Raw genomic sequence first — 25982 nt, 5'->3', positions numbered from 1 at the left:
CAAAATGGCAAAAGCAATGAGCAATAAATCGGTCACAACCCCGTCAGCGGAAAGCCTTGCCGAAACGGCACGCAGGGAAGGCGGCAAAGGCCTGCCGCCCGTGCATCTTTGGACGCCCGAGTTTACCGGCGAGATCGACATGCGGATCGCGCGGGACGGGACGTGGTACCACGAAGGCACGGTGATCGAGCGGCAGGGCCTGGTGCGGCTGTTCTCGACGATCCTGAAGAAGGAAGGCGATCGCCATTACCTTGTCACGCCGGTGGAAAAGGTCGGGATCGTCGTGGACGACGCGCCTTTCGTGGCGGTGGATTTCGAGGTGGAAGGCGAGGGCGCGGCGCAGATGCTGGTCTTCGTGACCAACGTGGGCGATCACGTGCTGGCGGGGCCGGACAACGCGATCCGGGTGGAGCGTGACCCCGAGACGGGCGAGCCGTCGCCCTACCTGCATGTGCGGGCCGGGCTGGAGGCGCTGATCGACCGCAAGTCGTTTTACCGGCTGGTTGATCTGGGCGCGCACGAGGGCGGCTGGTTCGGCGTGCGGTCGGACGGGGCGTTCTTTCCGATGATCCCCTCCGACGAGTTGCCGGCCTCGTAAACGCCCCGGGCAGCGTCAGCGCCGGAACGGTGTCGGACGCCGGTTCGCAGCGGCGCTGTCGACCACATCGTCGATGCGTTTCTGACGGGTTCGCGTGGTCCTGGCCGTCTTGATCCATTCGAGCGTGCCGCGCCGAACGCTGCGCGGCCAGTCATCCCAGACCGCCACCAATGGACGTGAGGGATCGTTGAAGGCGGATCCTGCAGACACAAAAAAACCCGATGCGGAGGGCATCAGGCGGATTGGCCGTCGGCGGCGGAAGAAAGGTAACCCGGGCCGGAACGGGCACCCGAAGGTGCCATGCCCCGACCCGGGAAAACGTCGAAGATTAGTACTTCGTCGTAACGGGCTCAGGCTCAACCGGAACCACGACTTCTTCTTGTTGTTGCTGTGCACAGGCGGCCAGGCCGACGGTTGCGATGAGAGCAGCAATCATTGCGATCTTGTTTTTCATGTGAACAAATTCCTTCCATGTCACGCGCCCGATACTGTGTTTGAACGCGATTTGTTGTCAACACAAGAGCTTGCGTAAAAACGCGAATCTCCGGCTGCTATGGCTTCTAGGACAGCATTTTTGTCACGTAAATGCCTTTTTGAGCGGGATTCCGCGATTTTCTATGGGTTTGGCACTGTTGCAACTGTGCTACTTTTGCTCTTCGCCTTGGAAAAGTCACTTTCCCGGACCGCGAAACGACCTATTGCGCGGGCGCTTGATTCCGGCAACTCGTGCTTGGTTCCAAGGCTTTATGCGGAGTTCAGTGCGCTTCGGCCCAGTTGCTTCCCCGGCCTGCGTCGACCACCAGCGGCACGTCCAGGTGCAGGGCCGGGCGGGCGGCCTCTTCCATCACCTTGCGGGCGGTGTCGATGACCTTGTCCTCGGCGCCATCGGAGACCTCGAACAGCAGTTCGTCGTGGACCTGGAGCAGCATTTTGCAAGGCAGGCCTTCGATGGCGTCGGGCATGCGAATCATGGCGCGGCGGATGATATCGGCGGCGGTGCCCTGGATCGGCGCGTTGATCGCGGCGCGGCGGGCAAAACCGGCGCGCGGCCCCTTGGCGCCGATCTCGGGCGTGTGGATCTTGCGGCCGAAAAGGGTCTGGACGAAGCCGTGTTCCTTGGCGAAGGCGACGGTGTCGTCCATGTAGGTGCGGATGCCCGGGAAGCGTTCGAAATAGCGGTCGATGAAGGCCTGCGCGTCGGCGCGCGGAATGCGCAGGTTCCGCGCCAGCCCGAAGCCCGAGATGCCGTAGATCACGCCGAAATTGATCGCCTTGGCGCGGCGGCGGATCTCTGGCGTCATGTCGTCCATTGAGACGTCAAACATCTCGGACGCCGTCATGGCGTGAATGTCCTGTCCGTCGCGGAAGGCGTCCTTGAGCGCCGGGATATCGGCGATATGGGCGAGGATTCGCAGCTCGATCTGGCTGTAGTCCAGCGCGACGAGCGTGTTGCCGTCCTCTGCCACGAAGGCCTCGCGGATGCGGCGGCCTTCCTCGGTGCGGATGGGGATGTTCTGCAGGTTGGGGTCTGTCGAGGCGAGGCGGCCGGTGCTGGCGCCGGTCTGGACGTAAGAGGTGTGGACGCGGCCCGTGTCGGGGTCGATATGGTCCTGCAGGGCGTCGGTATAGGTGGACTTGAGCTTGGAGACCTGGCGCCAGTCCATCACGCGGGCCGGCAGGTCGTGTTCGGTGGCGAGGTCCTCGAGCACGTCGGCGGGGGTGGAATACTTGCCGTTCTTGCCGCGCTTGCCGCCCGGCAGGGCCATCTTGTCGAAGAGGATATCGCCCAGCTGGGCCGGGGAGCCGACGTTGAACTTCTCGCCGGCCAGTTCGTGAATCTCGGCCTCGAGCCCGGCCATCTTCTGGGCGAAGGCGGCGGACATGCGGCTGAGCGTGTCCTTGTCGACCTTGATGCCGTTGCGCTCCATCTGCGCCAGCACGGGCACCAGCGGGCGTTCCAGCGTCTCGTAGACGGTGGTGACTTTCGCGCGGTGCAGCTGCGGTTTGAACGTGTGCCAGAGGCGCAGGGTGATGTCGGCATCTTCGGCGGCGTATTTCACCGCCTCGTCGATGGGCACGCGGTCGAAGGTGATGGCGGATTTGCCGGTGCCCAGAAGCTCCTTGATGGGGATCGGGGTGTGCGACAGGTAGCGTTCGGCGAGCGTGTCCATGCCGTGGCCGTGCATGCCGGAATAGAGCGCGTAGGACATCAGCATCGTGTCGTCGATGGGCGCCATGGCGATGTCGTAACTGGCCAGGATCTTGGTGTCGTATTTCATGTTCTGCCCGATCTTGAGGATCGACGGATCCTCGAGCACGGGTCTGAGCGCATCGAGCGCGTCCTGCATCGGGATCTGGCCGTCGAGCAGGGCGTCGGAGCCGAAGAGGTCATCCGCATTGCCGTCCTTGTGGCCGAGCGGGACATAGCACGCCTCGCCCGGGTCGAGGGAAAGGCAGATGCCCACCAGATCGGCCTGCATCTCGTTGAGCGACGTGGTCTCGGTGTCGACGGCGACGTAGCCGCGGGCGATGATGCGGTCGATCCAGCCTTGCAGCGCGTCCATGTCCGAGACGCGCTCGTATTTCGCGGGGTCGATGGGCGGCCAGTCGGGGGCGCTGTCCTCGCCCGACTCCGGTGCGGTGGGCTCGGGGATGGCGGGGGCCTCGACATCCAGCGCGTCGGCGATGCGCTTGGTCAGCGTGCGGAATTCCATCTCGGTCAGGAAAGCCAGCAGGGTGTCGGGATCGGGCTCGCGGACCTCGAGGTCGTCGAGGGTGAAATCGAGCGGGGTTTCGCAGTCGAGCTGCACGAGTTTCTTCGACAGCTCGATCTGCTCGCGCTTTTCGATCAGAGTCTCGCGGCGCTTGGGCTGCTTGATTTCCCCGGCGCGGTCGAGGAGTTCCTCGAGGCTGCCGTACTCGTTGATCAGCAGCGCGGCGGTCTTGATGCCGATGCCGGGCGCGCCGGGCACGTTGTCGACGCTGTCGCCCGCGAGGGCCTGCACGTCGACGACGCGTTCGGGGCCGACGCCGAATTTTTCCTCGACCCCGTCGCGGTCGATGCGGCGGTTCTTCATCGCATCCAGCATTTCCACCCCGCCGCCGACCAGCTGCATCAGGTCCTTGTCGGAGCTGATGATGGTCACGCGCCCGCCGGCGTCACGGGCCTGGACGGCGAGGGTGGCGATCATGTCGTCGGCCTCGTAGCCTTCCATTTCCTTGCAGGCGATATTGAACGCCTCGGTCGCGCGGCGGGTGAGCGGAATCTGCGGGCGCAAATCCTCGGGCATCTCGTCGCGGTTGGCCTTGTACTCGGGGTACATGTCGTTGCGGAAGGTGTGGCTGCCCTTGTCGAAGATCACCGCGACATGGGTGGGGGCGTCGGCGCCGGTGCTGTCCTCGACATATTTCTGCAGCATGTTGCAGAAGCCCGAGACCGCGCCGATGGGCAACCCGTCGGATTTGCGGGTGAGCGGGGGCAGCGCGTGGTAGGCGCGGAAGATGAAGGCCGACCCGTCGATCAGGTGCAGGTGATGTCCCTTGCCGAATGCCATGTGCCGCGCCTTTCCTTGCTGTCGGAATACGTATCTCATGCCCGTCAGGGCAGTTCCAGCCTGAGTTTTTGCCGGGGATCAGCCGGGGTGGAACCAGCGGTGCCAGAGGGTCACGGCATGGGGCGTTGGTGTCCATCCGCCGAAGGCGATGGGCGTGGCAGTGCGTGCATATCCGTTGGTGGCGCGAGGGAAGCTTGTTGTTTGACAGTGGGTTGTTTGATTTTGCCGGATTTGGAGACACTGATTTTCTGCCGTAACGCTGGACCGAACATCCTGCATCGGGCACACTGGCAGATGTAGAAAGGCTGATTTTTTAAAGAGATTTGAAGATGTGACCGCTGTATTATGGTCGGCCTTTCTGCACGAAACTTGAAACCTGTGGCGCCGGTCGAGCGCGCCTTGGCCGGAACGCCGCCTCAAGCGGAGCAAGAAAATGGCCAAGACAGATCCCAAACCCCCTGATGCGACACGGCCCAAGCCCGGTGAGCCGGTCAAGACCAGCGACACCGAGAAACCAATCGTCATTTCGAGGCGGGTCTTCAGCGATTTCGCGATGATTTGAGGCGCGGAACCGTCGAAAAAGCAATTTCAGGATCGGCCAGGTCGTGACCGCGCGATATGCGAGGGATGACATTTCAAGGGCCATAGGTCAGCTGCCTGCTTGCTGTTCTCAGGCTGGCTGGCGATGTTCAGAAACCACCCACCCAATGCGTCTTGCGCCAGCATCGCGACGGAAGGGGTAGGTTGCGTGCTGTCAGCCGGGATGGAAGCGGCGGTGCGAGAGCGTCACGGCGTAGGGTGTCGGGGTCCACGCGCCGAAGCGGATGCCCGCGCGACGCAGGGTGCGCGAGACCCAGGTGTTGCAGGTGCGGAAGATATGGAAGCGGCCCGTCGCCTCGAAGAACATATCCGTATCGGTAAAGCCGGGGGCGGTGAGCGCGATGGCCGCGTGATCGGCGTCCGGTTTCAGTTGACGCAGGATTGCGGTCAGAAGCGCGGCGTACTCTGCTTGTGTCACCTTCAGGACCGGGCTTTCATACCCTTGGGGCAGCGGCCCGATCACGTCGGCGCGCAGGACGGCATCGTCGCCGGTGACGGCGCGCCAGAGCGTGGCGGCGGGGACATCGCTGTTGGGGCCTTCGTGAGTGTAGAACGCGCGGCTGCTCCAGCCGATCACCAGCCACTCGGCGTGGGGGTCCGCAAGGGGCAGGCCCGCCTGTTCGAGGTGGAAGAAGCGCGCCTGTGTGCGGGGTGTCAGTGGCAGGAGAAGGTCATAGTGGATCGGACCCGCGACCAGCCGGATCTCGATTGGCGGGCCGTCTTCGGCTGACGGGTTGAGCGCGAGCGGGCCGGGGATGAGGGCGCCCGCAATCGCGGCGAGCAGATAGAGGCCGACCAGTGCGACGAGGCCGAGCGCGACGCGGAAGACGGTTTTGCCGATCGTCCGGACTGCGTGGCTCAGACCTTGCCCTCGAAATCGCGGTGCACCAGCTTGGCGTCGCAATAGGGGCATTCGACGAAGCCGATGTCCTGCGGGATGGTCAGCCACACACGCGGGTGGCCCAGTGCCGCTTCGCCGCCATCACAGGCCACGCGGTAGCTGTCGACGATGCGGGTCTCGGGGGCTTGGGTCACCATTGACGGCGTTCCTTTTGGCTGCAAGTAGGTCGGGGCAGACTATATCCGAGAGACACCCGGGGACAAGAGCCGCCATGCCGACAAATGCAATCGAAGTGAGAGGCCTGGAGAAGGTCTATGGCGGCGGCAAGCACGGCATGTCCAAGCCAGCGCTGACGGGGGTGGACCTGGACGTGCCGAAGGGGTCGGTCTTTGGCCTGTTGGGGCCCAATGGCGCAGGCAAGTCGACGCTGATCAACATCCTGGCCGGGCTGGTGACCAAGACCGCGGGGCAAGTGAAGATCTGGGGCTTCGACCAGGATGTGAACCCGCGGCAAAGCCGGGCGTCGATCGGCGTGATGCCGCAGGAGCTGAACCTGGATCCGTTCTTTGCGCCGCGCGCGGCGCTGGAGGTGCAAGCGGGCTTGTATGGCGTGCCGAAAAAGGACCGGCGCAGCGACGAGATACTGGAACTGGTGGGGCTGAGCGACAAGGCCGAGGCCTATGCCCGGACGCTGTCGGGCGGGATGCGGCGGCGGCTGTTGCTGGCCAAGGCGCTGGTGCATCACCCGCATATCCTGGTGCTGGACGAGCCGACGGCGGGCGTGGATATCGAGCTGCGCCAGATGCTGTGGCAGAACGTGCGCAAGCTGAACGAGCAGGGGATGACGATCATCCTGACCACGCATTACCTGGAGGAAGCCGAGGAGATGTGCGACGAGATCGCCATCATCAACGAAGGCTCGGTCGTGGCGCGGGACAGCACGGCGCACCTTCTGGGCCAGATGGACCGGCGCACGATGGTGATCGAGCCTGAGGAAGAACCCGGCAAGCTGCCCGAGGGCGAAGGCCTGACCGTCGAGACGCGTCCCGGGGGACAGGTGGCGATCAGTTATCGCTCGACGAAGATGTCGGCCGAGGCGGTGCTGGAGGCGGTGCGGGCCTCGGGGATGCGCATCCGGGACGTGCGGACCGAGCAGGCGGACCTGGAAGAAGTGTTCCTGGAGCTGACGCGCTCGCGTTGAGGGCGGCTACTTGTCCTGCAGCTTGACCTCGATGGATTTCAGGCGTTGCAGCACCTCGTCACGGTAGGTGTCGGTGCGTTCTTCGGCCTCGAGGTTGTGGGCGTCCTGCATCGAGTTCACGATCAGGCCGACGACGAGGTTCACCACGGCGAAGGTGGTTACCAGGATGAACGGCACGAAGAAGGCCCAGGCGTAGGGGTAGACCTCCATCACCGGGCGGACGATGCCCATGGACCACGATTCCAGCGTCATGATCTGGAAGAGCGAATAGCCCGAGCGCCCGATGGTGCCGAACCATTGGTCGAACAGCGTGGCCTGTTCGGGGGTGCAGGCGGGGCATCCGCCGCCGAACAGCTTGGTCGCCATGACCGAGCCGATGTAGAAGATGATCCCCATCAGCAGGAAGACCGAGCCCATGCCGGGCAGGGCGTTCATCAACCCCTCGACCACGCGGCGCAGGGACGGAGTGACCGACAGCACACGCAACAGGCGCAGGATGCGCAGGGCGCGAAGCACCGAGAGACCTTGAGCCGAGGGGATGAGCGAGATGCCGACGATCACGAAGTCGAAGACGTTCCAGCCGTTTCGGAAGAACCCCGTGCCGCGGGCGAAGAGTTTCAGCCCGATTTCGACCACGAAGATCGCAAGACAGATCTTGTCCAGCATGACGATCAGCGGACCGGCGGCCGCCATCGCGGTCTGCGACGTCTCCAGCCCCAGCACCACGGCGTTGAAGAGGATCACCGCGAGGATGAAATTCTGAAAGCTCGTGCGGCTGACGAGGGTTTCGACGCGGGCGCGCAGGCCCTGGGGACTGGACTGGATTGACTGGCTCATGGCGCTGGATATGGGGCAGGCTGCGCGGGGGCGCAAGGCGCGGAACGCCTTAGTTGTCGGCCTTGGCCAGCATCCGCCCGAGACCGCGCCCGCCAAGGATGTGCATGTGGTAATGCGGCACTTCCTGGACCCCGGCCTCGCCGGCGTTCGAGATGGTGCGATAGCCCGGTTTGCCGTCGCCCGGCGAGACGCCGGTCATGGCGCAGACCCGGGCAGTGACGCGCATGAAGTCCACCAGTTCCGCCTCGGACGCTTCGGCCGCGAAATGGTCGTGGCACACGTAAGGCCCTTTGGGGATCACCAGCACATGCACGGGCGCTTGCGGCTCGATGTCATTGAAGGCGAGCGTGTGCTCGGTTTCCAGCACGGTGTCGTTGGGGATCTCGCCGCGTAGGATCTTGGCGAAGATATTCTGGTCGTCATAGGCAAAGGACATGATGTGCGGCCTCAGTCGGCATAAAGATGGTCGGTTCGGGCGATCTCTAGCGCCTTGTCGGGTGCGATATCAAGGAAACGGGCGATCAGCCCGGCGTTTTCCTCGGGGTCGTTGGATTGCTTCATGATGCTGTGGTTCTCGAACTCGGCATCGCGGATCCGGTCGGATTCGAAGTTGATGTCGCCGCGGATGGTGGGCAGCAGGCGTTCCAGCGTTTCCCTGGGCGTCTGCTCGCCGGCAAGGCCGACGCGGCGGGCATGGCCGACGAGGTAGTGGTCGGTGAACTCGCACTGGATTTCCAGCAGCTTGGTCGTGGAGCGGTCGTTGCAGAAATCCTCGAGCAGGTCGAGATTGCCGGGATCCATGCAGACGATCAGGCGGTCGGTCTCGAAATAGTCGAACAGCATCCGCATGAGCGCCCGGCGATGGCGCGTGCGCTTGCCCAGCGTGGCCTGGATGCCGCCCAGGTCGGGCAGGTGGGTGTTTTCCTCGTTGAAGAGGTATTCGATGGCCGGCACGTTGGTGACCTGGCGGATCTTGTCGATCATCCGCTTGGCGACGTGCCATTTCTTGCAGACGATGATCATCAGCTCGCGCTCGCGGCCCAGGGTGCTTTCGGTTTCCCAGAAACGCAGGGCGAAGCGGCGGCCGATGCGCCCGCGCCCGGTGAGAAACTTGAACAGGCTGCGCCCCTCGTCCGAGATGTTGAACCGAGCGGTTTCATCGGCATAGAGCGCGCCCAGGCGCGTCTTCAGTTCGGTCGCCTCGGCGCTGATCTTGCGGGCAAAGAGGGCGTCCTGGCTGAGCAGCAGGTCGTAGTGGTCGTTGTAGAACGTGACCGGCATCCCGTAGTCGGTGAACATCAGGAAGGTCAGCGTTCGCGTCCGGATCTCGTCTTCCGGCACGAGGTGACGCACGAGGGTCTGAAAGAAGGTTTCGTCCGGAATCCAGGTGGTGCGGAAAAAGCGCATCACGTCGCGCCGCTTGCGGGTGAACGCGAGGATCCATTCGATCGTGCGCCGGCGCAGGCACCACCACTGGCTGCCGATCTGGATCTGCAGGTCGGCGGGAATTTCGCGCGTCAGGCGCAGCTTCTTCTGGATGTTGTACGAGGTGTAGAACAGCCACTTGCGGTTCCGCTCGTTGAAGAAATGGCGGTAGATCAGCCGCTCTTCCTTCATGCCGGTCTTGATCCAGTCGGATGCGAAATAGTCGAAGCTTTCGATGTAATCGACATCGTTGGCATCGAGAAAATCATGGGTGTAGCGGGCCGACTTGATGGCCGCGCAATCGCCCGAGAGCATGTAGAAATGGGTGGCGCGGGGGAAGGCGTCGACCGCCGCCTCGATCGCGTGCAGCGTGGCCTGCACGAGCGACCACTCGCCCCAGCCGCACTTGATCCGCTTGCTGGCGAAGGTGACGTTGGGATTGTCGGCCAGCGCCGCGCGTATCTTCCTGTAATGCTCGGGATTTGCGCGGGCGTCGAAGTGGATCGACATGTAGTCGCCCGCCGCGGTCAGCATGTTGGCCTGTCCGATGATCGCATCGGGGTCCTTGTGGCACAGCAGAATGAAGGCGATCCTGGCCATGGGCGAAACGATTGACCTGCTCTTTCGTCGATTGATTATAGTGATAGAGGTGAACGTCCGTTGAATAAACAGGCTTTCTTTGGTTTTTTTAACGGGTTAAACACGGTTTGACCCGAGAAAACCAAAGCAGCGGGGTTGGAGGCAGGCGAATGGGCTTTCCCGGTACCTGGATGACGGAAAGCGAGAGCATGGTCTATCGCGTGGTGCCGAAATGCGCCTGCTCGACCATTGGGCAGATCATGTATTTCTCGGACCATGGCGCGTTTTTCGATGGCGACATCCACGATGCCACGGACGGCTTGCACAAGTGGGCCCGGGACGAAAGCCAGCCGCTGATCAAGGCCAACGTGCGCACGCACACGTCTTTCGCGTTCACCTGCGTGCGCAACCCCTATACCCGCATCCTGTCGTCGTTCTTCGACAAGATCTGCGGCATCCAGCGCAACGGCAAGCGGTACCGAGGCAAGCTGGTGCCCCTGTTGATCCAGAAATACGGGATCGAGGTCGGCGGCGAGGACGGCAAGCAGGAGTTCGACCAGATCAAGAGCTTCCGGCGGTTCCTGCTGTTCACCCGCGATACCATCCGCTGGAAACGCCCGATGGAACCGGACATTCACTGGTCGTCGATGTCGGGGCACGTGTCGACCTTCATCGTGAATGGCGGCACCTATGACAGGATCTTCTGGACGGAGCAGTTCAACGACGGGATGGCGGATGTCCTGAAGGCGACCCGGACGCCGAACAAGGTGGACCTGAAGACGATCCCGCGTTTCAACGAGAGCGAAGGGCACGGGCCGAAACGGGCGCACCCGGTCGAGGACTATTTCGACGACCTGTCGATGCACCTGGTGAAGGAAATCTACCACCGCGATTTCGAGCTGTTCAAATACGATTTCGACGATCCGTCGAACAAGATGCCCATCGGCGAGATCGACCTGGACGAGGTCCACGCCAAGCTGGGCGCCTAGGCGGGGCGCGCGTACCGCGCGCGCAGGCCTGTCTCGTCGTCGTGCCTCCTCCTCGGGCGTATGGCGGGCGTGACGCTTTCGCCCGGCCCTCGACGAGACGGCGAGCGTGGTGATCTGAGTATTTGCGGCAAGAAAAAGCCGGGAACGATATTTTAACGAAGCCGCGGCACGATCGGCCTGCGGTACAGGCTGGAGAGCCGATGACCGTGCAAGGAAAAGTCGCATCCGGGTATCGGGTCTGCATCGGCGCCGTGCCGAACGACGCCTGGCCCGGACGCGCATCCATGGCTTTTTCTTGCTGAAAATACTCGACTGGCCTGACGCCGGCCTTTCGGACAGGCGCGTGTCGACCGCGTGGCCCATCGGAACCGGCGCGGAAAATCCGGGATTTTCCGGACCATTTTATTTCTTCAAGAAAATGGCCTTTCTCAGACCAGCCCTTCGGCCCTGAACATCGCCTTCACGTCAGCCTCTGGCCGGGCGCCGTAGTGGCTGATCACCTCCGCGCCCGCAATGCAGCCCATGCGCCCGGCCACGTCCAGCGACGCGCCGGTGGCCAGGCCATAGAGAAAGCCCGCGGCAAACTGGTCGCCCGCGCCGGTGGTGTCGACCGGGGTGATTTCATCGACGGGGACGGTCACGGTGTCTTCGCCGCGCACGATCACCACGTCCCGGCCCGAGCGGGTGCAGACGATCAGGCCGCTTTCCGATGCGGCCTGCTCCAGCGCGGTGCCGAGATCGTCGGTCTCGTAGAGCGCGCACCATTCGTGTTCGTTGCCGATCACGTAGTCCAGTTCGGTCACCAGCTTGCGGAAGTCGGCACGGTGACGGTCGACGCAGAACGGGTCCGACAGGGTGATGCCGGCCATGCCGCCGCCGTCGCGGCAGGCGCGCGCGGCGGCGAGGAAGGCCGCTTTGCCCTTGTCCTTGTCGAAGAGATAGCCCTCGAGAAAGAGCAGGCCCGCATTGCCTGCGACCGCGTCGTCGACGTCGTCGGGGCCAAGTTCGGTCGAGATGCCGAGATAGGTGTTCATCGAGCGCTCGCCGTCCGGCGAGACGAAGATCATCGAGCGGGAGGTCGGCAGTTCGCCTTCGCTGGCCGGCGCGTTCACGAAGTCGGTTCCGACATCCGACATTTCCCGTGCATAATCGCGCCCAAGGGCGTCGTCGGCCACGCGTCCGATAAAGGCGGTGGAGAGACCCAGGGCCCCCAGCCCGGCGATGGTGTTCGCCACCGAGCCGCCCGCCATCTGGGTGCGGTTCTGCATGTTGTCATACAGGTGTTCGGCCCGATCCTGCTCGATCAGCTGCATGATGCCCTTTTCGATGCCCACGCGGGACAGAAACCCGTCATCGGCCTGCGAGAACACGTCGACGACGGCGTTGCCGATGCCCACGGCCTGGTACTTGTTCATATGGTCTTTTCCTCGAACTGGCAGAGGTCGCGGATGATGCAGGACCGGCACATCGGGGCGCGCGCCTTGCAGTGGTAGCGGCCGTGCAGGATCAGCCAGTGGTGGGCGTGCTGCTGGAAATCCACCGGCACGTGGTCCTCGATGGCGCGTTCGACCGCGTCCACATCCTTGCCCGGGGCGATGCCCGTGCGGTTGCCGACCCGGAAGATATGCGTGTCGACCGCCTGTGCGGGATAGCTCCACCACATGTTCAGCACGACGTTGGCCGTCTTGCGCCCGACGCCGGGCAGCGATTGCAGCGCGGCGCGGGAATTGGGCACCTCGCCGTCGAACTTGTCGATCAGGATGCGCGACAGCTTCATCACGTTCTTGGCCTTGTTGCGGTAAAGGCCGATGGTCTTGATATGCTCGATCAGCTCTTCCTCGCCCAGGTCCAGCATCTTCTGCGGGGTGTCGGCGATCTTGAACAGCTCGCGCGTGGCGCGGTTGACCCCCGCATCGGTCGCCTGCGCCGAGAGCGCCACGGCCACGAGAAGCGTGTAGGCGTTCACGTGGTCGAGCTCGCCCTTGGGTTCGGGAGACGACTCCTGGAACCGGGTGAAGATCTCGCGGATCGTGTGGTAGTCGAGTTGCTTGGCCATGGCTTACCTTGTGCCCGCTTTGGTCGGGATGCGCAACATTCGGGTCGCGGCGATGCGGGTGTGCGACTACATTCCGTATATCGAATGGAGAGCCGTCATGAGCGCCGAAATCAACACCGAAATCCGCGACGGGTATCATTTCAATGTCATGCGCCGGGCGATCGACCTGATCGACGCGGGCGGGCCGGGGGTGCGGCTGGCGGATCTCGCCCGGGACATGAACATGAGCCCCGCGCATTTCCAGCGGCTGTTCACGCAATGGGTGGGCGTGAGCCCCAAGCGGTACCAGCAATACCTGGCGCTGGGCCAGGCCAAGGATCTGCTGGCGGGGCGGTTCACGACGCTGGACACCGCGCATGAGCTGGGTCTGTCGGGCACCGGGCGGCTGCATGACCTTTTCCTGCGGTGGGAGGCGATGAGCCCCGGCGAGTTCGCGCGGCGGGGCGAGGGGCTGAAGATCGCGTGGGGGTGGTTCGACAGCCCCTTCGGACTGGCGCTGGTGATGGGCACCGAGAAGGGCATCTGCGGCATCGGGTTTGCCAGCGAAACGGGCGAAGAGGCGGCGATGGAGGACATGATCTCGCGCTGGCCCAACGCGGAATTCACGGAGGACCCGTTGATGCTGCGCCCGTGGGTGTTGCAGGCCTTCGGCGCGGGCGACCAGACGGCGGAAAAAGTGCCGCTCTACATGATCGGGGCGCCGTTCCAGATCAAGGTATGGGAGGCGTTGATGCAGATCCCGTCGGGCCACGTGACGACCTATTCGGAGATCGCGCAGGCCATCGGAAACCCGAGGGCCGTGCGCGCCGTGGGCACGGCGGTGGGGCGCAACCCGGTGAGTTTCCTGATCCCGTGCCACAGGGCGCTGCGCAAGTCGGGCGGGCTTGGCGGGTATCACTGGGGCCTGCCTGTCAAACGCGCGATCCTGGCATGGGAAAGTGCGCGGGCCGAGGCCGGGTGAGACCATTTTCCGCGCAGAAAATGGGGCAGGAAATGTGCATTTCCTGCCGCCGCCGGGCGGCGGGCGCGGCGGTTCTGCGCGGATCGCCGCCGGTTTCCCCGTAAAAAACGCTTGGGCCTTGGCCGTAAATTGCTTAGAATCAACGGCAGACCCGGCAAACGGGCGCTTGGAACATGAGGCATCAGGATGAGCATTTCACAAAAAACAGTCACCCTTATTGCGGGTTTGTCGATGTTGGGGGCCACGGCCTGCACCAGCCCGGCCTACCTTGACGACACCGCTGTCGACCGCAACCAGAAGGCCAAGCAGGGTGCGCTGCTGGGCGGCCTGATCGGGGCGGGCGCGGGCGCGCTTGTCGCCGACAAGAAGGTCAAGGGCGCGCTGATCGGCGGCGCTGTCGGCGCGGCGGGCGGTGCCGTCGCCGGCAACATGCTGGACCGGCAGGAAGCCGAGCTTCGCAACAACATCGGCAACGACAATGTCGATATCCAGAACACCGGCGACCGCCTGATCGTGACGTTGCCGCAGGATATCCTGTTCGACGTGGACAGCGCAGCGGTGCGTCCGGGACTGCGCAGCGATCTGTCCGCGGTGGCGCAGAACCTGCAGAATTACCCCGACAGCCGGGTGCAGATCGTCGGCCATACGGACAATTCCGGCGGTGCCGAACATAACCAGGCCCTGTCCGAGCGGCGGGCCAATGCGGTGGCGGACGTGCTGATGAATGGCGGCGTGGCGTTCAGCCGGATCGACGCGTTCGGCCGGGGCGAGGACGCGCCGGTGGCGTCGAACCTGACCGAGGACGGCAAGGCGCAGAACCGCCGCGTCGAGATCGTCATCCTGCCCAACGCGGCGTGACGCCGGCGAAGATTATTCTGCGAATAATCCGGCCCTGAAACAAGACGCCCCGCCGGAGGACCCGGCGGGGCGTTTGCGTTGCAAGCCTTGCGTTCAGCCGAAAACGCGGCCCAGGGCCTCGTCGACCGAGGCGACGATCTGGTCGATGTCATCCTTGGTCGAGATGAGCGCGGGAGAGAAGCACAGCGTGTTGTTGAAGCCCGGGATCGAGCGGTTGGTCACGCCGATGATCGTGCCCTGCGCCATGCAGTCGGCGACGACGGCCTGCGCCTGTTTCTCGGGCACCGGCTCCTTGCTGGCGCGGTCGGAGACAAGCTCGGCCCCGAGGAAGAGGCCCTTGCCACGCACCTGCCCGATGACGGTGTGCCTGTCGGCCAGCGCGTTCAGCTGGTCCGTCATGTAGTCGCCCATCTTCGTGGTGTTTTCCAGCAGGCCTTCTTCCTCGATGATTGCGACGTTTTCCAGCGCCGCGGCGGGGCCGGCGGTGCAGCCGCCGAAGGTCGAGATGTCGCGGAAGTAGTTGAGCGGATCCTCGATATCGTCCTTGAACATGTCGAAGACCTTTTCGTTGGTCACGCAGCAGGCGATGGCGGCATAGCCGGAGGCGACGCCCTTGGCCATTGTCACGAAATCGGGCTCGATCCCGTAATGCTGGTAGCCGAACCAGTGGGTGCCGGTGCGACCCACGCCGCAGACGACCTCGTCGATATGCAAGAGGATGTCGTACTTGCGGCAGATCTCCTGCACGCGGGGCCAGTAGCCCTCGGGCGGGGTGATGACGCCGCCGCCGGCGGTGACCGGCTCAAGACAGAGCGCGCCCACCGTGTCGGGGCCTTCGGCGAGGATGACCTCCTCGATCGCGTTGGCGGCGGCGATGCCGTACTCCTCGCCGGTGAGGTCCCATTGGGCGCGGTATTCAAGGCAGTGCGGCACGCGCACGAAGCCCGGCGCGAAGGGGCCGTATTGCGCGTTGCGTTCGTCCTGGCCGCCCGCCGACATGGTGCCGATGGTCGAGCCGTGATAGTCGCGCTCGCGGTAGAGGATCTTGTATTTCTTGCCGCCATAGCGCTTGTGCGCGATCTGGCGGACCATCTTGAAGGCTTTCTCGTTCGCCTCGGAGCCGGAGTTGGTGAAGTAGACCCGGCTCATGCCCGGCATCTTGGAAATCAGCTTTTCCGAGAACATCGCACCGGGGATCGAGCCCGCGGAACCCGCGAAATAGGGCAGCTTGATCAGCTGGTCGCGGATGGCGTTGGCGATGCGTTCGCGGCCGTAGCCGACATTGACGGTCCAGACCCCGCCCGAGACGGCGTCGATATGTTCCTTGCCGTGCTGGTCCCAGACGCGCATGCCCTTGCCCTCGACGATGATCTTGGGGGCGCCGGTCTGGAACGGCTGGTGTTGAATCAGGTGGTGCCAGACATGGGCGCGGTCGGCGTCCACGACTTTGTCGATATCATTCAGCAGGTTGCCATCCATCTCAAACTCCATCAGGTCAGGCCCGGCGCGGCGGCCGGGGGCGCGTAGGTGCACGTGCGTGCGATTGGCGTATAATCAGCCTTGAAACCGCGACTGTCGATAGGGCCAGGTGGGGTCATTGTTTAAGTCCAGGAAATTGTGCATTGCCTGCAGAGTGATGGCGAATTCGTGCTATTCTGCTGATTTCTGAGACGGTTTTCCCGAAACTTCGGTTCGGAAAGGTGGAAGAAGTGCCTCCAGCCAGACAAAATCATTGATCGGAATCGTAAATTCGGCTCGGATGAGGCCGCATCTGCCATCGGGGGCAGCGTGGCGATATGGTTTCTGCCGTGCAGCGCACGACGTCCCGCAAGGATGGCGCAACGAAAAAGAAACGACACTCCAGGGAGATAAGGAAAAATGACACTCAAGTCGAAATTCATGGCCGCCACCACCGGCGCGGCGCTTCTGGCCGGGGCATCCGCTTCGGCGCAGGAAATCACGGTCGGCTACTTCCTCGAATGGCCGATGCCGTTCCAGTATGCCAAGGCCGAAGGCATGTATGACGAGGCGATGGGCATGACCGTGAACTGGGTCAGCTTCGACACCGGCACCGCGATGAGCGCCGCGATGGCCTCGGGCGACGTGCAGCTGAGCGTGAGCCAGGGCGTGCCGCCCTTCGTCGTGGCCACCAGCGCCGGCCAGGACCTTCAGATCGTCGACGTGGCGGTGTCCTATTCGGACAACGACAACTGCGTCGTGTCGGCGGCGCTGGAAATCGACAAGGACAGCGCGGACGAACTGGCCGGCAAGAAGGTCGCCGTGCCGCTGGGCACCGCGGCGCATTACGGCTTTCTGAAGCAGATGGACCATTTCGGCGTGTCGCTGGACAGCCTGACGGTCGTTGACATGGCCCCCGCCGAGGGACAGGCCGCGCTGGCGCAGGGCGCTGTCGACATGGCCTGCGGCTGGGGCGGTGCGCTGCGCCGCATGAAGGAAAGCGGCAACGTCCTGTTGACCGGCGCCGAGAAGGAAGAGCTGGGCATCCTGGTGTTCGACGTGACCTCTGGCCCGGCATCCTTCATCGCCGAGAACCCCGACGTGGTGTCGAGCTTCCTCAAGGTGACGGCCGAGGCCAACGCCATGTGGGCGGACGAGGCCAACCGCGAGAAGATGCTGCCGGTGATCGCCGAGGATGCGGGCATGTCGGAGGAAGACACGATGGCCACCATCGAGACCTTCGTCTTTCCGCCGGTCGACGAGCAATTGAGCGAGAAATGGCTGGGCGGCGGCGCGCAGGAATTCATGCTGGGTGTCGCGAACGTCTTTGTGGACTCCGGTTCGATCGACGCGGCCAAGGCCTCTTACGAGACGAATGTGAACACCGGCCCGCTGGAAGCGACGCAGTAAGGCGGTTTCCGCAGGACAGACCGCGGGCCACGCGCATGGCCCGCGGCAAACCGATACCATCAAAAATCTCGAAACGAAGGGGGCAGGCATGTCGACACTGAAAATCGACAATATTTCCATGCGCTTCGATTTGCCGAATGGCGGCCATGTGCAGGCGCTCAAGGACGTCTCGCTGGAGTTGCAGAGCGGTGAGTTGTTGAGCGTGCTGGGGCCGTCCGGCTGTGGCAAGACCACGCTGTTGAACATCGTGGCGGGCTTCCTTGCGCCGACCGAGGGAAAGATCACGCTGAACGATCACAAGGTGACCGGGCCGGACGCGGAGCGCGGCATGGTGTTTCAGCAGGGCGCGCTGTTCGAATGGATGAGCGTGCGCGACAATGTGAGTTTCGGCCCCCGCATGAAGGGCGAGAGCAAGTCGAAATACATGCCGACGGTCAATCACCTGCTGGATGTGGTCGGCCTGAAGGATTTCAAGGAAAAGGCGATTTACGAATTGTCCGGGGGGATGCAGCAGCGCGTGGCGCTGGCGCGGTGCCTGGCCAACGACCCCGACGTGATCCTGATGGACGAACCGTTGGGCGCATTGGACGCGCTGACGCGCGAGAAGATGCAGGGGCTGGTGCTGAAGCTGTGGAAGGAAACCGGCAAGACGATCATCCTGATCACCCACTCGGTCGAGGAGGCACTGCTTTTGGGCGAGCGGCTTTTGGTGATGGCGCCGCGGCCGGGGCGCATCCACAAGGAATACCGCCTGCCCTTTGCCGACCTGGGCGTGGGCAAGGACCTGCGCGAGGTGAAGAAACACCCCGAGTTCAGCGAGCGGCGTGAGGAAATCCTCGAGATGATCTGGAACATGGAAGAAGAGATCATGGGCCGGGTGGAGGAAAGCGCATGACCGGGTTCATCGTTCTCGCGCTCTATGTGGGCGCGTTTTTCATTGCCTATCTCGCCGTCTCGGCGCTGTACCGGGCGTTCTTTGCCCGGATCGACTATACCGCACTGAAGACCGTGACCTTCGGCGACGAAAGCGCCGTGCGTCCGAACCGGGCGGCCAGCGTGTTGTCGGTAATCACGATCTTCCTGCTTTGGGTGGCCTTCACCAACTCGAGCCTGCCGCTGCCGCAGGCCTCGTCGCCCTATTTGGGGGAGGTGACGTTCACCTATACCTCCACCCTGCCGGATGGACGGGCGGACGATGCCGAGGTGACCGTGCTGGTCTACCGCGAGGATATCAGCCAGACGGTGGATGCCGAGGGCAATCCGGGCCGCATCCCGGCCGCGCCCGAGGTGGAGCCGGGCGACGGGTTTGCCAAGAACGACAGCATCGTGGTGCCGCGATACGGCTACAAGGTGATCAACGTCCTGGGCAACGACGAGCTGGGCCGGAGCGAGGATGCGGTTGTCACCGCGCTCAATGGCACCGAGGTGCAGGCGGGCGAGATGATCCAGTTGCCCGAGGGCACGGTGGGGCTGACCGACAAGGGCACGCCGACTTTCTCGCCCTCGACCGGCAACCGGATGCAGCGGCTTTACCTGCCCGCGCCCGAGGTCACGGTGGACAGGTTCTTCGAGCTGAATGAGGAAGGGTATCGCAACTATACCCTCTGGCAGCACACGTGGATCTCGCTGCAACGGGTTCTGCTGGGCTTCTTCTTCGGGGCGTTGGTGGGGATCCCCCTGGGCTATGCCATGGGCCTGACCAACTGGGCACGCGGCTGGTTCGACCCGATCGTGGAGTTCATGCGGCCGGTGCCGCCGCTTGCGCTGATCCCGCTGATGATCATCTGGTTCGGCATCGGCGAGCAGTCCAAGGTGATCCTGCTGTTCCTTGCGGCGCTCTGGATCATGGCGATTGCGGCGCGGGCCGGCGTGTCGGGCGTGGCGATTTCCAAGGTCCACGCGGCCTATTCGCTGGGCGCGAGCAAGTTCCAGGTGCTGACCAAGGTGATCATTCCCAACAGCCTGCCGGAGATCTTCACCGGCGCGCGGGTTGCCATGGGGGTCTGCTGGGGCACGGTGGTGGCCGCCGAACTGGTGGCCGCCGAGCGGGGCCTTGGCATGATGATCATGGTCGCGTCGAAATTTCAGCTGACCGATATCGTGATCGTCGGGATCATCCTGATCGGGGTCATCGGGTTCCTGATCGACGTGGGCATCCGGATGCTGGAGAAATGGCTGGTGCCCTGGAAAGGGCGCGTCTGACGGCCAGGAATACCGCGAAACGCCCGGCCACCCGTGCCGGGCGTTTTTCGTGGTGGCGCATTGATGCGGATCAAGGAAATCTGCGCTTGCAACCGGGCAGGGTGAGGTCATGGAAATCGCGGAACTTCTGATGGCGTTGGGTGTGCTGTTCCTGGCCGGGCTGGCGGCGGACCAGGCGGGCCGGTTCACACGCCTGCCCCGGGTGACGATGCTGTTGCTTCTGGGGTTGGTCGCCGGACAGGCCGGGCTGGACCTGATCCCGGGCGACCTGATCGCATGGTTCGAGATCCTGTCGATTGTGGCGTTGACGATGGTGGCCTTCCTGCTGGGAGGGACGCTGACTCGCGAGACGCTGGCGCGGCACGGGCGGGCGATCCTGGTTCTGTCGGTGGTCATCGCGGGCGGGACCGCGCTGGTGGTGGCGGGCGGTCTGACGGCAATCGGAGTGGACTGGCGCCTGGCGCTGGTGCTGGGGGCGATTGCCACGGCGACCGACCCCGCGGCGATGACCGACGTGATCCGGCAGGCGGGTGTGAAGATCGGGTTCACCGAGACGTTGAAGGGGATCGTCGCCATAGACGATGTCTGGGGCCTGATCCTGTTCAGCCTGGTCCTGTCGCTGGTGTCGCAATCCAGCGGGCCGGGCGAGATGCTGGCAGGCGCGGCGCATGACATCCTGGGCGGCGTCGCGCTGGGCGTGGTGCTGGGCGTGCCGGCAGCGTTGTTGACCGGACGGCTGACACCGGGAGAGCCGCAGCAGGCCGAGGCGATCGGGATCGTGTTCCTGACCGCGGGGCTGGCCCTGTGGCTGGAGGTGTCGTTCCTGATCGCGGGGATGACGGCGGGGGCCGTGGTGGTGAACTTTGCGCAGCATCACGAACGGGCCTTCCACGAGATCGAACACGTGCAATGGCCTTTCATGATCCTGTTCTTCCTGCTGGCGGGGGCGACGCTGGAGGTGGAGGCCCTGAAGGCGCTGGGCTGGGCCGGGTTGCTTTACCTTGGCCTGCGAATGCTGGCCCGTGTCCTGGGCAGTTTTGCCGGCGGCTGGCTGGCCGGGGCCAGCGCGGCGGAGCGGCGGTGGTACGGGCCTGCGCTGTTGCCGCAGGCGGGTGTGGCGGTGGGCATCGCGCTGGTCGCGGGCGAGGCGCTGCCCGAGTGGTCGGGCACGATCATGGCGCTGACCATCGCCAGCACGGTGGTGTTCGAGGTCGTGGGCCCGCCGCTGACCCTGCTGGCGATCCGGCGGGTGGCCCGGCAGGACGGTTAAAGCGTTTCGCGATAAAACTGATGTGCAGCTGACGCGCGAAACGCAGGTGAAACGCTTCAGGCGCGCATGTCCTTTGGCGAGCCCATCACCACGAAAGAGGTGATCGCGTTGACCTGCGGCAGGGTGCCGATGACATCGGTGTGGAACGCCTTGTAGGCGGGCAGATCGGCGACCTCGATACGCAGCAGGTATTCGACCGAGCCGGTGACGTTGTGACACTCCACCACTTCGGGGGCGATGGCCATGGCGCGCTCGAAGGCGACCTGGCTGGCCTTGGTGTGGGCGTTGAGGCCGATCGTGGTGTAGGCGACGAAACCGACGCCCAGCTTGGAGCGATCGAACACGGCACGAAAGCCGGTGATGATGCCGCGGCGTTCAAGATCCTGCACCCGGCGGAGGCAGGCGGAGGGGGACAGGCCGACTCGCTCGGCGAGGTCCAGATTGCTGATCCGGCCATCGCGCTGAAGCTCTTGCAATATCTTGTCGTTGATCTGGTCCATTGCTGCCATTGATTGCACGAAAATCGGTCAAGCGCAAAAGAACACAATTCCATGGCGTGGTGTTCGGCATAAGTTTGCGTCATGACGCTTGATCTGCTCACTGTACTTTTGGCGTTTGCCTTTGTCTCGGCGATGACGCCGGGGCCGAACAACCTGATGCTGGTGGCATCGGGCGCCAATTTCGGATTTCGCCGGACGGTGCCGCATATGTTGGGGATCACGATCGGCTTTCCTGCCATGATCTTCCTGGTCGGGTTGGGAGTTATGCGGTTGTTCGATCTATGGCCCCCCAGCTATGTGATCCTGAAGGTGCTGAGTGTCGCGTACCTGCTGTACCTTGCATGGAAGATCGCCAATGCCGCCCCGCCGCAGGAGGCGAAGGCCGAGGGCAGGCCTCTGACCTTCCTCCAATCGGCGGCGTTCCAGTGGGTGAACCCCAAGGCATGGAGCATGGCCCTGTCCGCGATCACGCTTTACGCGAGCAGCCGGGATCTGGCGGCAATCCTCTGGGTGGTCGGGGCCTTCTTTGTGGTGTCTTTTGTCAGCACGACAAGCTGGACCGTTCTGGGCCAGCAGGTTCAGCGCTTTCTGAAGGACCCGGGAACGCTGCGCAAGTTCAACATTTTCATGGCTGTGCTGTTGGTGGCGACGCTGATCCCCGTGCTATGGCCCGGTGCCGAACAGGGTGGCCTTGCGCGGTAACGACGATGCTGCGATGACATGGCCATGAGGATCACGTTACTGCACACCGCTGAGGCGCACCCGGCGCGGTTCGACCGCATCCGTGACACGATTGCGCCGGACACGACCCTGAACCACATCGTGCGGCCGCGCTGGTTGCAGCGGGCCGAGGACGGCGGCGGCGCAGCGCTGGAAGAGGAGATCGCAGGCGTGATCGCGCGGGCGCAAGGGCCGGTGCTGTGTACCTGCACGACCCTGGGGCCGGTGGCCGAGAGCGCGGGCGCGATGCGAGTGGACTGGCCGATGATGCGGGCGGCGGCGCGGGCGCAAGGGCCGGTGCTGATGGCGTTCTGTTTGGAGAGTACCTACGTGCCGAGCCTCGCCCTGTTGGAGCGCGCGCTGGCCGAGGAAGGCACGCCGCAGAAGGTCTATCCTCTGCCGATGCCGCAATACTGGCCGCTGTTCGAGGCCGGTGAGACGGACGCCTTTGACGCCGTGATAGCGGGCGAGGTGCGGCAGGCCGTGGCCGCGCAGGGCGACGTGGCCGCGGTGGTGCTGGCGCAAGCCTCGATGGCGGGGGCCGCGGCGCGGCTGGAGGATCTGGGTATACCCGTCCTGAGTTCGCCGGAGCTGGCGCTGCGGGCCGTTCTGGACGTGGCTTGCGGTTAAAGCCGTTTGAACATGTAGGTCGTGGAGTGGAGCGTGCGCCCGTCGGGATCGAGGGCGAAGTCGGGGATGATGCCCGCCACCTCGAACCCCACGGACGCGTAAAGCGATTGCGAGACGTCGCCGCTGCGGGTGTCGAGGGTGACGTTGGTCTTGCCCAGGGTGCGGGCGTGGTCCAGCGCGGCGGAAAGCAGCATACGCCCCAGGCCGCGGCGGCGGGCGGTCGGATGGACCATCATCTTGGCGATCTCGGCCCGGTGCGGCTGATTCTGCGGCATGGCGGTGATCAGCTGGACCGTTCCGGCAAGTGTGTCGCCAAGGTGGGCGGCGAACAGGGTGCGGGCGTTGGCCTTCACATGCGGAAAGACGTCGTCGCGCCAGAAGGCACTGGCCGTCTCGGGCGCGAGCGGGTGCAGGAAGCTGACGGCGGCGCCGTCGGCCACGGTGTCGATCAGCAGGCGGGTGAGACCATCGAGGTTTTGCTGCAGCGCGGGGCCGGTCAGCGCGGTGATGCGGGGCGCGGTCATGCTAGCGCCAGAAGGTAGCGGGCGCCGTCCGGTCCGGCGCGAAATTCCGACACGCCGTGAAGGCGGTAGCGCAGGCAGTCGCCGGGAGAGAGGCTGTGGGTCCCGCCGTCGACGGTGATCTGCAACGCCCCGTCCAGCAGCACGAAATGGTGTTCGTGGCCCGGCACGCTGGGGTGGTCGTAGGAAATGTGCGCGTCGGGTTCCAGCGTGGCCTCGACCAGTTCGATTTGCAGATCGGCGCTGGGAGGCGAGACGTTGCGGCGGTGAAAGCCGTGGCTGGCATCGTGATAGACCGGCTGGGCGTCGCGAGGCACCAGCGCCTGAAAGCGGCTTTCCAGCGGCGAGATCAGGTGCGAGATCGGCAGACGCAGGGCGGTCGAGAGCTTGGCAAGGGTGTCGGCCGTGGGGCTGACCTCGCCATTTTCGATCCGCGAGAGGCTGGCGCGGCTGATGGTGCTGGCGGCGGCCAACTCCGCGAGCGTGAGGTTGCGCGACTGGCGCAGGTCGCGGATGTGTCGGGCCAGCGGGGGCGGGGTGGCGAGCGATGATTCCATAAACGGGAATAAATTCCACTTTCGGGATTCGCGCAAGCCGGAACTTGCGAAGTCTGTTGAACCCTCCGGCCATTTCCATATATCCCGTTGGCCAAACAGGAGCACGGGCATGACCAATTACCTCGACTTTGAGAAGTCCCTCGCGGAAATCGAAGGCAAGGCCGAAGAGCTGCGGGCGATGGCGCGGACGACCGAGGGCATGGATGTCGAGGACGAGGCCGGAGCGCTGGACCGCAAGGCGGCCGCCATGCTGACCGACCTTTACAAGGACCTGACGCCGTGGCGGAAATGCCAGGTGGCGCGGCACCCGAACCGCCCGCACTGCAAGGACTACATCGAAGCGCTGTTCGAGGAATACACGCCGCTGGCCGGCGACCGGAACTTTGCCGACGACCATGCGGTGATGGGCGGGCTGGCGCGGTTCCGGGATACGCCCGTGGTGGTGATCGGCCATGAGAAAGGCAACGATACCAAGTCCCGGATCGAGCGGAATTTCGGCATGGCGCGGCCCGAGGGCTATCGCAAGGCGATCCGGCTGATGGACATGGCGGACCGTTTCGATCTGCCGGTCATCACGCTGGTCGACACGCCCGGCGCCTATCCCGGAAAGGGGGCCGAGGAGCGCGGGCAGAGCGAGGCGATTGCCCGCGCGACCGAGATGTGCCTGAAGGCCGGTGTGCCGCTGATCAGCGTGATCATCGGCGAAGGCGGATCGGGGGGGGCGGTCGCCTTTGCGTCGGCCAACCGTGTGGCGATGCTGGAGCATTCCGTCTACTCGGTCATCAGCCCCGAGGGCTGCGCCAGCATCCTGTGGAAGGATTCCGAGAAGATGCGCGAGGCGGCCGAAGCGCTGCGCCTGACCGCGCAGGACCTGATCAAGCTGGGTGTGATCGACCGGGTGATCGACGAGCCCAAGGGCGGGGCGCATCGCGATCCGACGGGGGCGATGGCCTCGGTCGGAGATGCGATCGGGTCTATGCTCGGCGGGCTGAAGGACCTGTCGCGCGAAGAACTGGTCCGCGACCGGCGCGAGAAGTTCCTGAAGATGGGAGCGAAGGGGCTGGCCGCCTAAAGGGTGACGCCCAGCCGTATGAGCGCCCAGGCCGCGCCCGCGATATGGGCCAGCGTGATCATCACCGACGCAAGGTGCAGCAACTTGAACCGCTTGGCGTGCCCGGCATCGGTCGCGGCGTTGATCCGCGGCATCAGGGACTGGCGCGCGTAGAGCGTGGTAAGCGCGATGACCACGAGGATTGCCATGGACAGCAGATCGGCGAAGGCCGCGCAGAGGGCGGCAAGGCCGGACGCGCCCAGCACGAACAGGTAGAAATGCGGAAACGCGCGGCGGATCAGCGGACGCGCCGTTTCTTCCGGCAGGACGCGCAGGACGAAGGCGGCAAAGCCGAACGCATAGAGCGTCATCCCGCCGAAGAGCAGCGCGGTCAGAAGCAGGGCGAGGATCGTCATGTCGTGGCCTTTGGTTTGCGGGCGGTGCCGATATAGATCACCTGCCTGAACGGCAGCACGCCGAAGGTGAAGTCCAGCTTCCGGTTCAGGCCGGTGGGGCCGAGACCGGCCATCTTGCCGGGAGTCAGCCCGGCCTGTCGCAATCCGTCCTCCAGCTCGCCGGGCTTGATGAACATCGCGGGATCGTGGGTGCCCTTGGGCAAGAGGCCAAGCAGATCCTCGGCCACGGTGATGGTGGCCAGCCGGGCGACGACATTGCGGTTGATCGTGTCGTAGAGGAACAGGCCGCCGGGTTTCAGGACGCGGGCGACCTCTTGCAGGACCTGCCCCAGGTCCGAGACATGCTCCAGCACGTCGACGCAGACGACGGCATCGAAGGCCGCATGGTCATAGGGCAGAGCCTCGCCCGCGCCGGTGTCGTAGCGGATGTCGAGGCCCGTTTGCGCGGCATGGCTGCAGGCCGCGGCGATGGCCTCCTTCGCGGGGTCGATGCCGGTCACGTGGGCGCCGCGTTTGGCGATGGCCTCGGCCATGAAACCGCCCGCGCAGCCAAGGTCGAGCACGCGTTTGCCCGCCCAGTCGAAATGCCGGTCAAAGAATTTCAGGCGGGCGGGCACGAGGTTCTTGAGCGTGCGCACCCAGCGCAGATCGTCGGACCACCATTGCGCGGCGGCGGCGTCGTAGATCTCTTGCTTGTTGCGGGTTTGGGCGGTCATGGGCCGGAGATAGGCCGGCGGGCGCAGGCATC

The 25982-nt window shown here is 64.4% G+C and carries 29 protein-coding genes; 13 read left to right on the top strand and 16 right to left on the bottom strand.

Annotated features, from left to right (window positions below; genetic code table 11):
- Window positions 1–16: 16 nt before the first annotated feature.
- Window positions 17–598, top strand: coding sequence for a DUF1285 domain-containing protein (locus KUV49_RS03165; protein ID WP_222451577.1), 582 nt, complete (start codon window positions 17–19; stop codon window positions 596–598).
- 15 nt (window positions 599–613) lie between these two features.
- Here KUV49_RS03165 and KUV49_RS21700 read toward each other — a convergent pair whose 3' ends face one another.
- The 3 genes from KUV49_RS21700 to polA all read right to left on the bottom strand — a co-directional run bounded on the left by KUV49_RS21700 (window position 614) and on the right by polA (window position 4152).
- The gene (locus tag KUV49_RS21700; protein WP_222451576.1) at window positions 614–832 is read right to left on the bottom strand and encodes a YdeI/OmpD-associated family protein; all 219 of its coding nucleotides are present in this window, start codon (window positions 830–832) and stop codon (window positions 614–616) included.
- 94 nt (window positions 833–926) lie between these two features.
- Window positions 927–1052, bottom strand: a complete 126-nt coding sequence (locus KUV49_RS21385; RefSeq protein ID WP_261391446.1) for a hypothetical protein — start codon at window positions 1050–1052, stop codon at window positions 927–929.
- Window positions 1053–1353: 301 nt separating this feature from the next.
- Window positions 1354–4152: a DNA polymerase I gene (gene polA / locus KUV49_RS03155; protein WP_222451575.1), complete on the bottom strand. Its 2799-nt coding sequence runs from the start codon at window positions 4150–4152 to the stop codon at window positions 1354–1356.
- Between the two features lie 433 nt (window positions 4153–4585).
- On the opposite strand from polA, the gene KUV49_RS21380 reads away from it, so the two are divergent.
- Window positions 4586–4714, top strand: coding sequence for a hypothetical protein (locus KUV49_RS21380; protein WP_261391447.1), 129 nt, complete (start codon window positions 4586–4588; stop codon window positions 4712–4714).
- 192 nt (window positions 4715–4906) lie between these two features.
- Here the strand turns inward: KUV49_RS21380 and KUV49_RS03150 are convergent, their stop codons facing one another.
- Window positions 4907–5665: a DUF2459 domain-containing protein gene (locus KUV49_RS03150; protein ID WP_222451574.1), complete on the bottom strand. Its 759-nt coding sequence runs from the start codon at window positions 5663–5665 to the stop codon at window positions 4907–4909.
- A complete protein-coding gene (locus tag KUV49_RS03145; RefSeq protein WP_222451573.1) occupies window positions 5611–5790 on the bottom strand; it encodes a zinc-finger domain-containing protein in 180 nt (59 codons plus the stop codon). The genes KUV49_RS03150 and KUV49_RS03145 overlap by 55 nt, the downstream gene beginning before the upstream one ends.
- 74 nt (window positions 5791–5864) lie before the next feature.
- Between KUV49_RS03145 and KUV49_RS03140 the strand changes: the two genes are divergently transcribed.
- Window positions 5865–6794, top strand: a complete 930-nt coding sequence (locus KUV49_RS03140; protein WP_222451572.1) for an ABC transporter ATP-binding protein — start codon at window positions 5865–5867, stop codon at window positions 6792–6794.
- Between the two features lie 6 nt (window positions 6795–6800).
- On the opposite strand, the gene KUV49_RS03135 is transcribed toward KUV49_RS03140, so the two are convergent.
- From KUV49_RS03135 to KUV49_RS03125, 3 genes are read right to left on the bottom strand one after another with little or no spacing between them, the layout of a single operon-like run.
- Window positions 6801–7631, bottom strand: coding sequence for an ion transporter (locus tag KUV49_RS03135; protein ID WP_222451571.1), 831 nt, complete (start codon window positions 7629–7631; stop codon window positions 6801–6803).
- Between the two features lie 49 nt (window positions 7632–7680).
- A complete protein-coding gene (locus KUV49_RS03130) occupies window positions 7681–8067 on the bottom strand; it encodes a histidine triad nucleotide-binding protein (protein ID WP_222451570.1) in 387 nt (128 codons plus the stop codon).
- An 11-nt stretch (window positions 8068–8078) separates the two neighbouring features.
- Window positions 8079–9656 (bottom strand): DUF5928 domain-containing protein, encoded by a 1578-nt coding sequence (locus tag KUV49_RS03125; protein WP_222451569.1) that lies wholly within the window; start codon window positions 9654–9656, stop codon window positions 8079–8081.
- Window positions 9657–9805: 149 nt separating this feature from the next.
- Between KUV49_RS03125 and KUV49_RS03120 the strand changes: the two genes are divergently transcribed.
- Window positions 9806–10624 (top strand): sulfotransferase family protein, encoded by an 819-nt coding sequence (locus tag KUV49_RS03120; RefSeq protein ID WP_222451568.1) that lies wholly within the window; start codon window positions 9806–9808, stop codon window positions 10622–10624.
- Between the two features lie 428 nt (window positions 10625–11052).
- Here KUV49_RS03120 and KUV49_RS03115 read toward each other — a convergent pair whose 3' ends face one another.
- Together KUV49_RS03115 and nth are read right to left on the bottom strand one after the other, a co-directional pair.
- On the bottom strand, window positions 11053–12039 hold the full coding sequence (locus tag KUV49_RS03115) for an adenosine kinase (protein WP_222451567.1): 987 nt from the start codon (window positions 12037–12039) through the stop codon (window positions 11053–11055).
- Window positions 12036–12680, bottom strand: a complete 645-nt coding sequence (gene nth / locus KUV49_RS03110; RefSeq protein WP_152490823.1) for an endonuclease III — start codon at window positions 12678–12680, stop codon at window positions 12036–12038. Before nth ends, KUV49_RS03115 begins: the two co-directional genes overlap by 4 nt.
- Window positions 12681–12777: 97 nt before the next feature.
- Here nth and KUV49_RS03105 point away from each other — a divergent pair, with 97 nt between their 5' ends.
- Together KUV49_RS03105 and KUV49_RS03100 are read left to right on the top strand one after the other, a co-directional pair.
- Window positions 12778–13641: a methylated-DNA--[protein]-cysteine S-methyltransferase gene (locus KUV49_RS03105; protein WP_222452060.1), complete on the top strand. Its 864-nt coding sequence runs from the start codon at window positions 12778–12780 to the stop codon at window positions 13639–13641.
- A gap of 186 nt (window positions 13642–13827) precedes the next feature.
- Window positions 13828–14499: an OmpA family protein gene (locus tag KUV49_RS03100; RefSeq protein ID WP_222451566.1), complete on the top strand. Its 672-nt coding sequence runs from the start codon at window positions 13828–13830 to the stop codon at window positions 14497–14499.
- A 93-nt stretch (window positions 14500–14592) separates the two neighbouring features.
- Here KUV49_RS03100 and KUV49_RS03095 read toward each other — a convergent pair whose 3' ends face one another.
- Window positions 14593–15978, bottom strand: a complete 1386-nt coding sequence (locus tag KUV49_RS03095) for an aspartate aminotransferase family protein (protein ID WP_222451565.1) — start codon at window positions 15976–15978, stop codon at window positions 14593–14595.
- Between the two features lie 399 nt (window positions 15979–16377).
- Between KUV49_RS03095 and KUV49_RS03090 the strand changes: the two genes are divergently transcribed.
- The 4 genes from KUV49_RS03090 (at window position 16378) to KUV49_RS03075 (ending at window position 20839) form a co-directional block, all read left to right on the top strand.
- Entirely contained in the window at window positions 16378–17367 is a 990-nt protein-coding gene (locus tag KUV49_RS03090) for an ABC transporter substrate-binding protein (RefSeq protein WP_222451564.1), read from the top strand.
- Between the two features lie 88 nt (window positions 17368–17455).
- On the top strand, window positions 17456–18262 hold the full coding sequence (locus KUV49_RS03085) for a taurine ABC transporter ATP-binding protein (RefSeq protein ID WP_222451563.1): 807 nt from the start codon (window positions 17456–17458) through the stop codon (window positions 18260–18262).
- On the top strand, window positions 18259–19569 hold the full coding sequence (locus KUV49_RS03080; RefSeq protein WP_222451562.1) for an ABC transporter permease: 1311 nt from the start codon (window positions 18259–18261) through the stop codon (window positions 19567–19569). Before KUV49_RS03085 ends, KUV49_RS03080 begins: the two co-directional genes overlap by 4 nt.
- Window positions 19570–19678: 109 nt before the next feature.
- Entirely contained in the window at window positions 19679–20839 is a 1161-nt protein-coding gene (locus tag KUV49_RS03075; protein ID WP_222451561.1) for a cation:proton antiporter, read from the top strand.
- Window positions 20840–20895: 56 nt separating this feature from the next.
- Here KUV49_RS03075 and KUV49_RS03070 read toward each other — a convergent pair whose 3' ends face one another.
- The gene (locus KUV49_RS03070) at window positions 20896–21348 is read right to left on the bottom strand and encodes an Lrp/AsnC family transcriptional regulator (RefSeq protein WP_222451560.1); all 453 of its coding nucleotides are present in this window, start codon (window positions 21346–21348) and stop codon (window positions 20896–20898) included.
- A 72-nt stretch (window positions 21349–21420) separates the two neighbouring features.
- On the opposite strand from KUV49_RS03070, the gene KUV49_RS03065 reads away from it, so the two are divergent.
- Entirely contained in the window at window positions 21421–22041 is a 621-nt protein-coding gene (locus KUV49_RS03065; protein WP_222451559.1) for a LysE family translocator, read from the top strand.
- A 24-nt stretch (window positions 22042–22065) separates the two neighbouring features.
- Window positions 22066–22689 carry a hypothetical protein gene (locus tag KUV49_RS03060; RefSeq protein ID WP_222451558.1) on the top strand — a complete coding sequence of 208 codons (624 nt, stop codon included), beginning with the start codon at window positions 22066–22068 and terminating at the stop codon, window positions 22687–22689.
- Here the strand turns inward: KUV49_RS03060 and KUV49_RS03055 are convergent.
- Complete coding sequence (locus KUV49_RS03055; RefSeq protein ID WP_222451557.1) at window positions 22686–23213, bottom strand: GNAT family N-acetyltransferase; 528 nt, start codon at window positions 23211–23213, stop codon at window positions 22686–22688. The two genes, KUV49_RS03060 and KUV49_RS03055, sit on opposite strands and share 4 nt — an antisense overlap.
- Entirely contained in the window at window positions 23210–23767 is a 558-nt protein-coding gene (locus KUV49_RS03050; protein ID WP_222451556.1) for a helix-turn-helix domain-containing protein, read from the bottom strand. The genes KUV49_RS03055 and KUV49_RS03050 overlap by 4 nt, the downstream gene beginning before the upstream one ends.
- Before the next feature lie 109 nt (window positions 23768–23876).
- On the opposite strand from KUV49_RS03050, the gene KUV49_RS03045 reads away from it, so the two are divergent.
- Window positions 23877–24839 carry an acetyl-CoA carboxylase carboxyltransferase subunit alpha gene (locus KUV49_RS03045; RefSeq protein WP_222451555.1) on the top strand — a complete coding sequence of 321 codons (963 nt, stop codon included), beginning with the start codon at window positions 23877–23879 and terminating at the stop codon, window positions 24837–24839.
- On the opposite strand, the gene KUV49_RS03040 is transcribed toward KUV49_RS03045, so the two are convergent.
- Both KUV49_RS03040 and ubiG read right to left on the bottom strand, forming a co-directional pair.
- Complete coding sequence (locus KUV49_RS03040) at window positions 24836–25234, bottom strand: DUF4149 domain-containing protein (protein WP_222451554.1); 399 nt, start codon at window positions 25232–25234, stop codon at window positions 24836–24838. The two genes, KUV49_RS03045 and KUV49_RS03040, sit on opposite strands and share 4 nt — an antisense overlap.
- Window positions 25231–25950, bottom strand: a complete 720-nt coding sequence (gene ubiG / locus KUV49_RS03035; RefSeq protein ID WP_222451553.1) for a bifunctional 2-polyprenyl-6-hydroxyphenol methylase/3-demethylubiquinol 3-O-methyltransferase UbiG — start codon at window positions 25948–25950, stop codon at window positions 25231–25233. The genes KUV49_RS03040 and ubiG overlap by 4 nt, the downstream gene beginning before the upstream one ends.
- Window positions 25951–25982: the final 32 nt, after the last annotated feature.

The sequence above is a fragment of the Roseovarius atlanticus genome (assembly GCF_019802205.1).
Lineage (GTDB): Bacteria > Pseudomonadota > Alphaproteobacteria > Rhodobacterales > Rhodobacteraceae > Roseovarius > Roseovarius atlanticus_A.
Note: the sequence above shows the minus strand (reverse complement) of the source record. Positions and strands in the feature narration are given on the sequence as shown.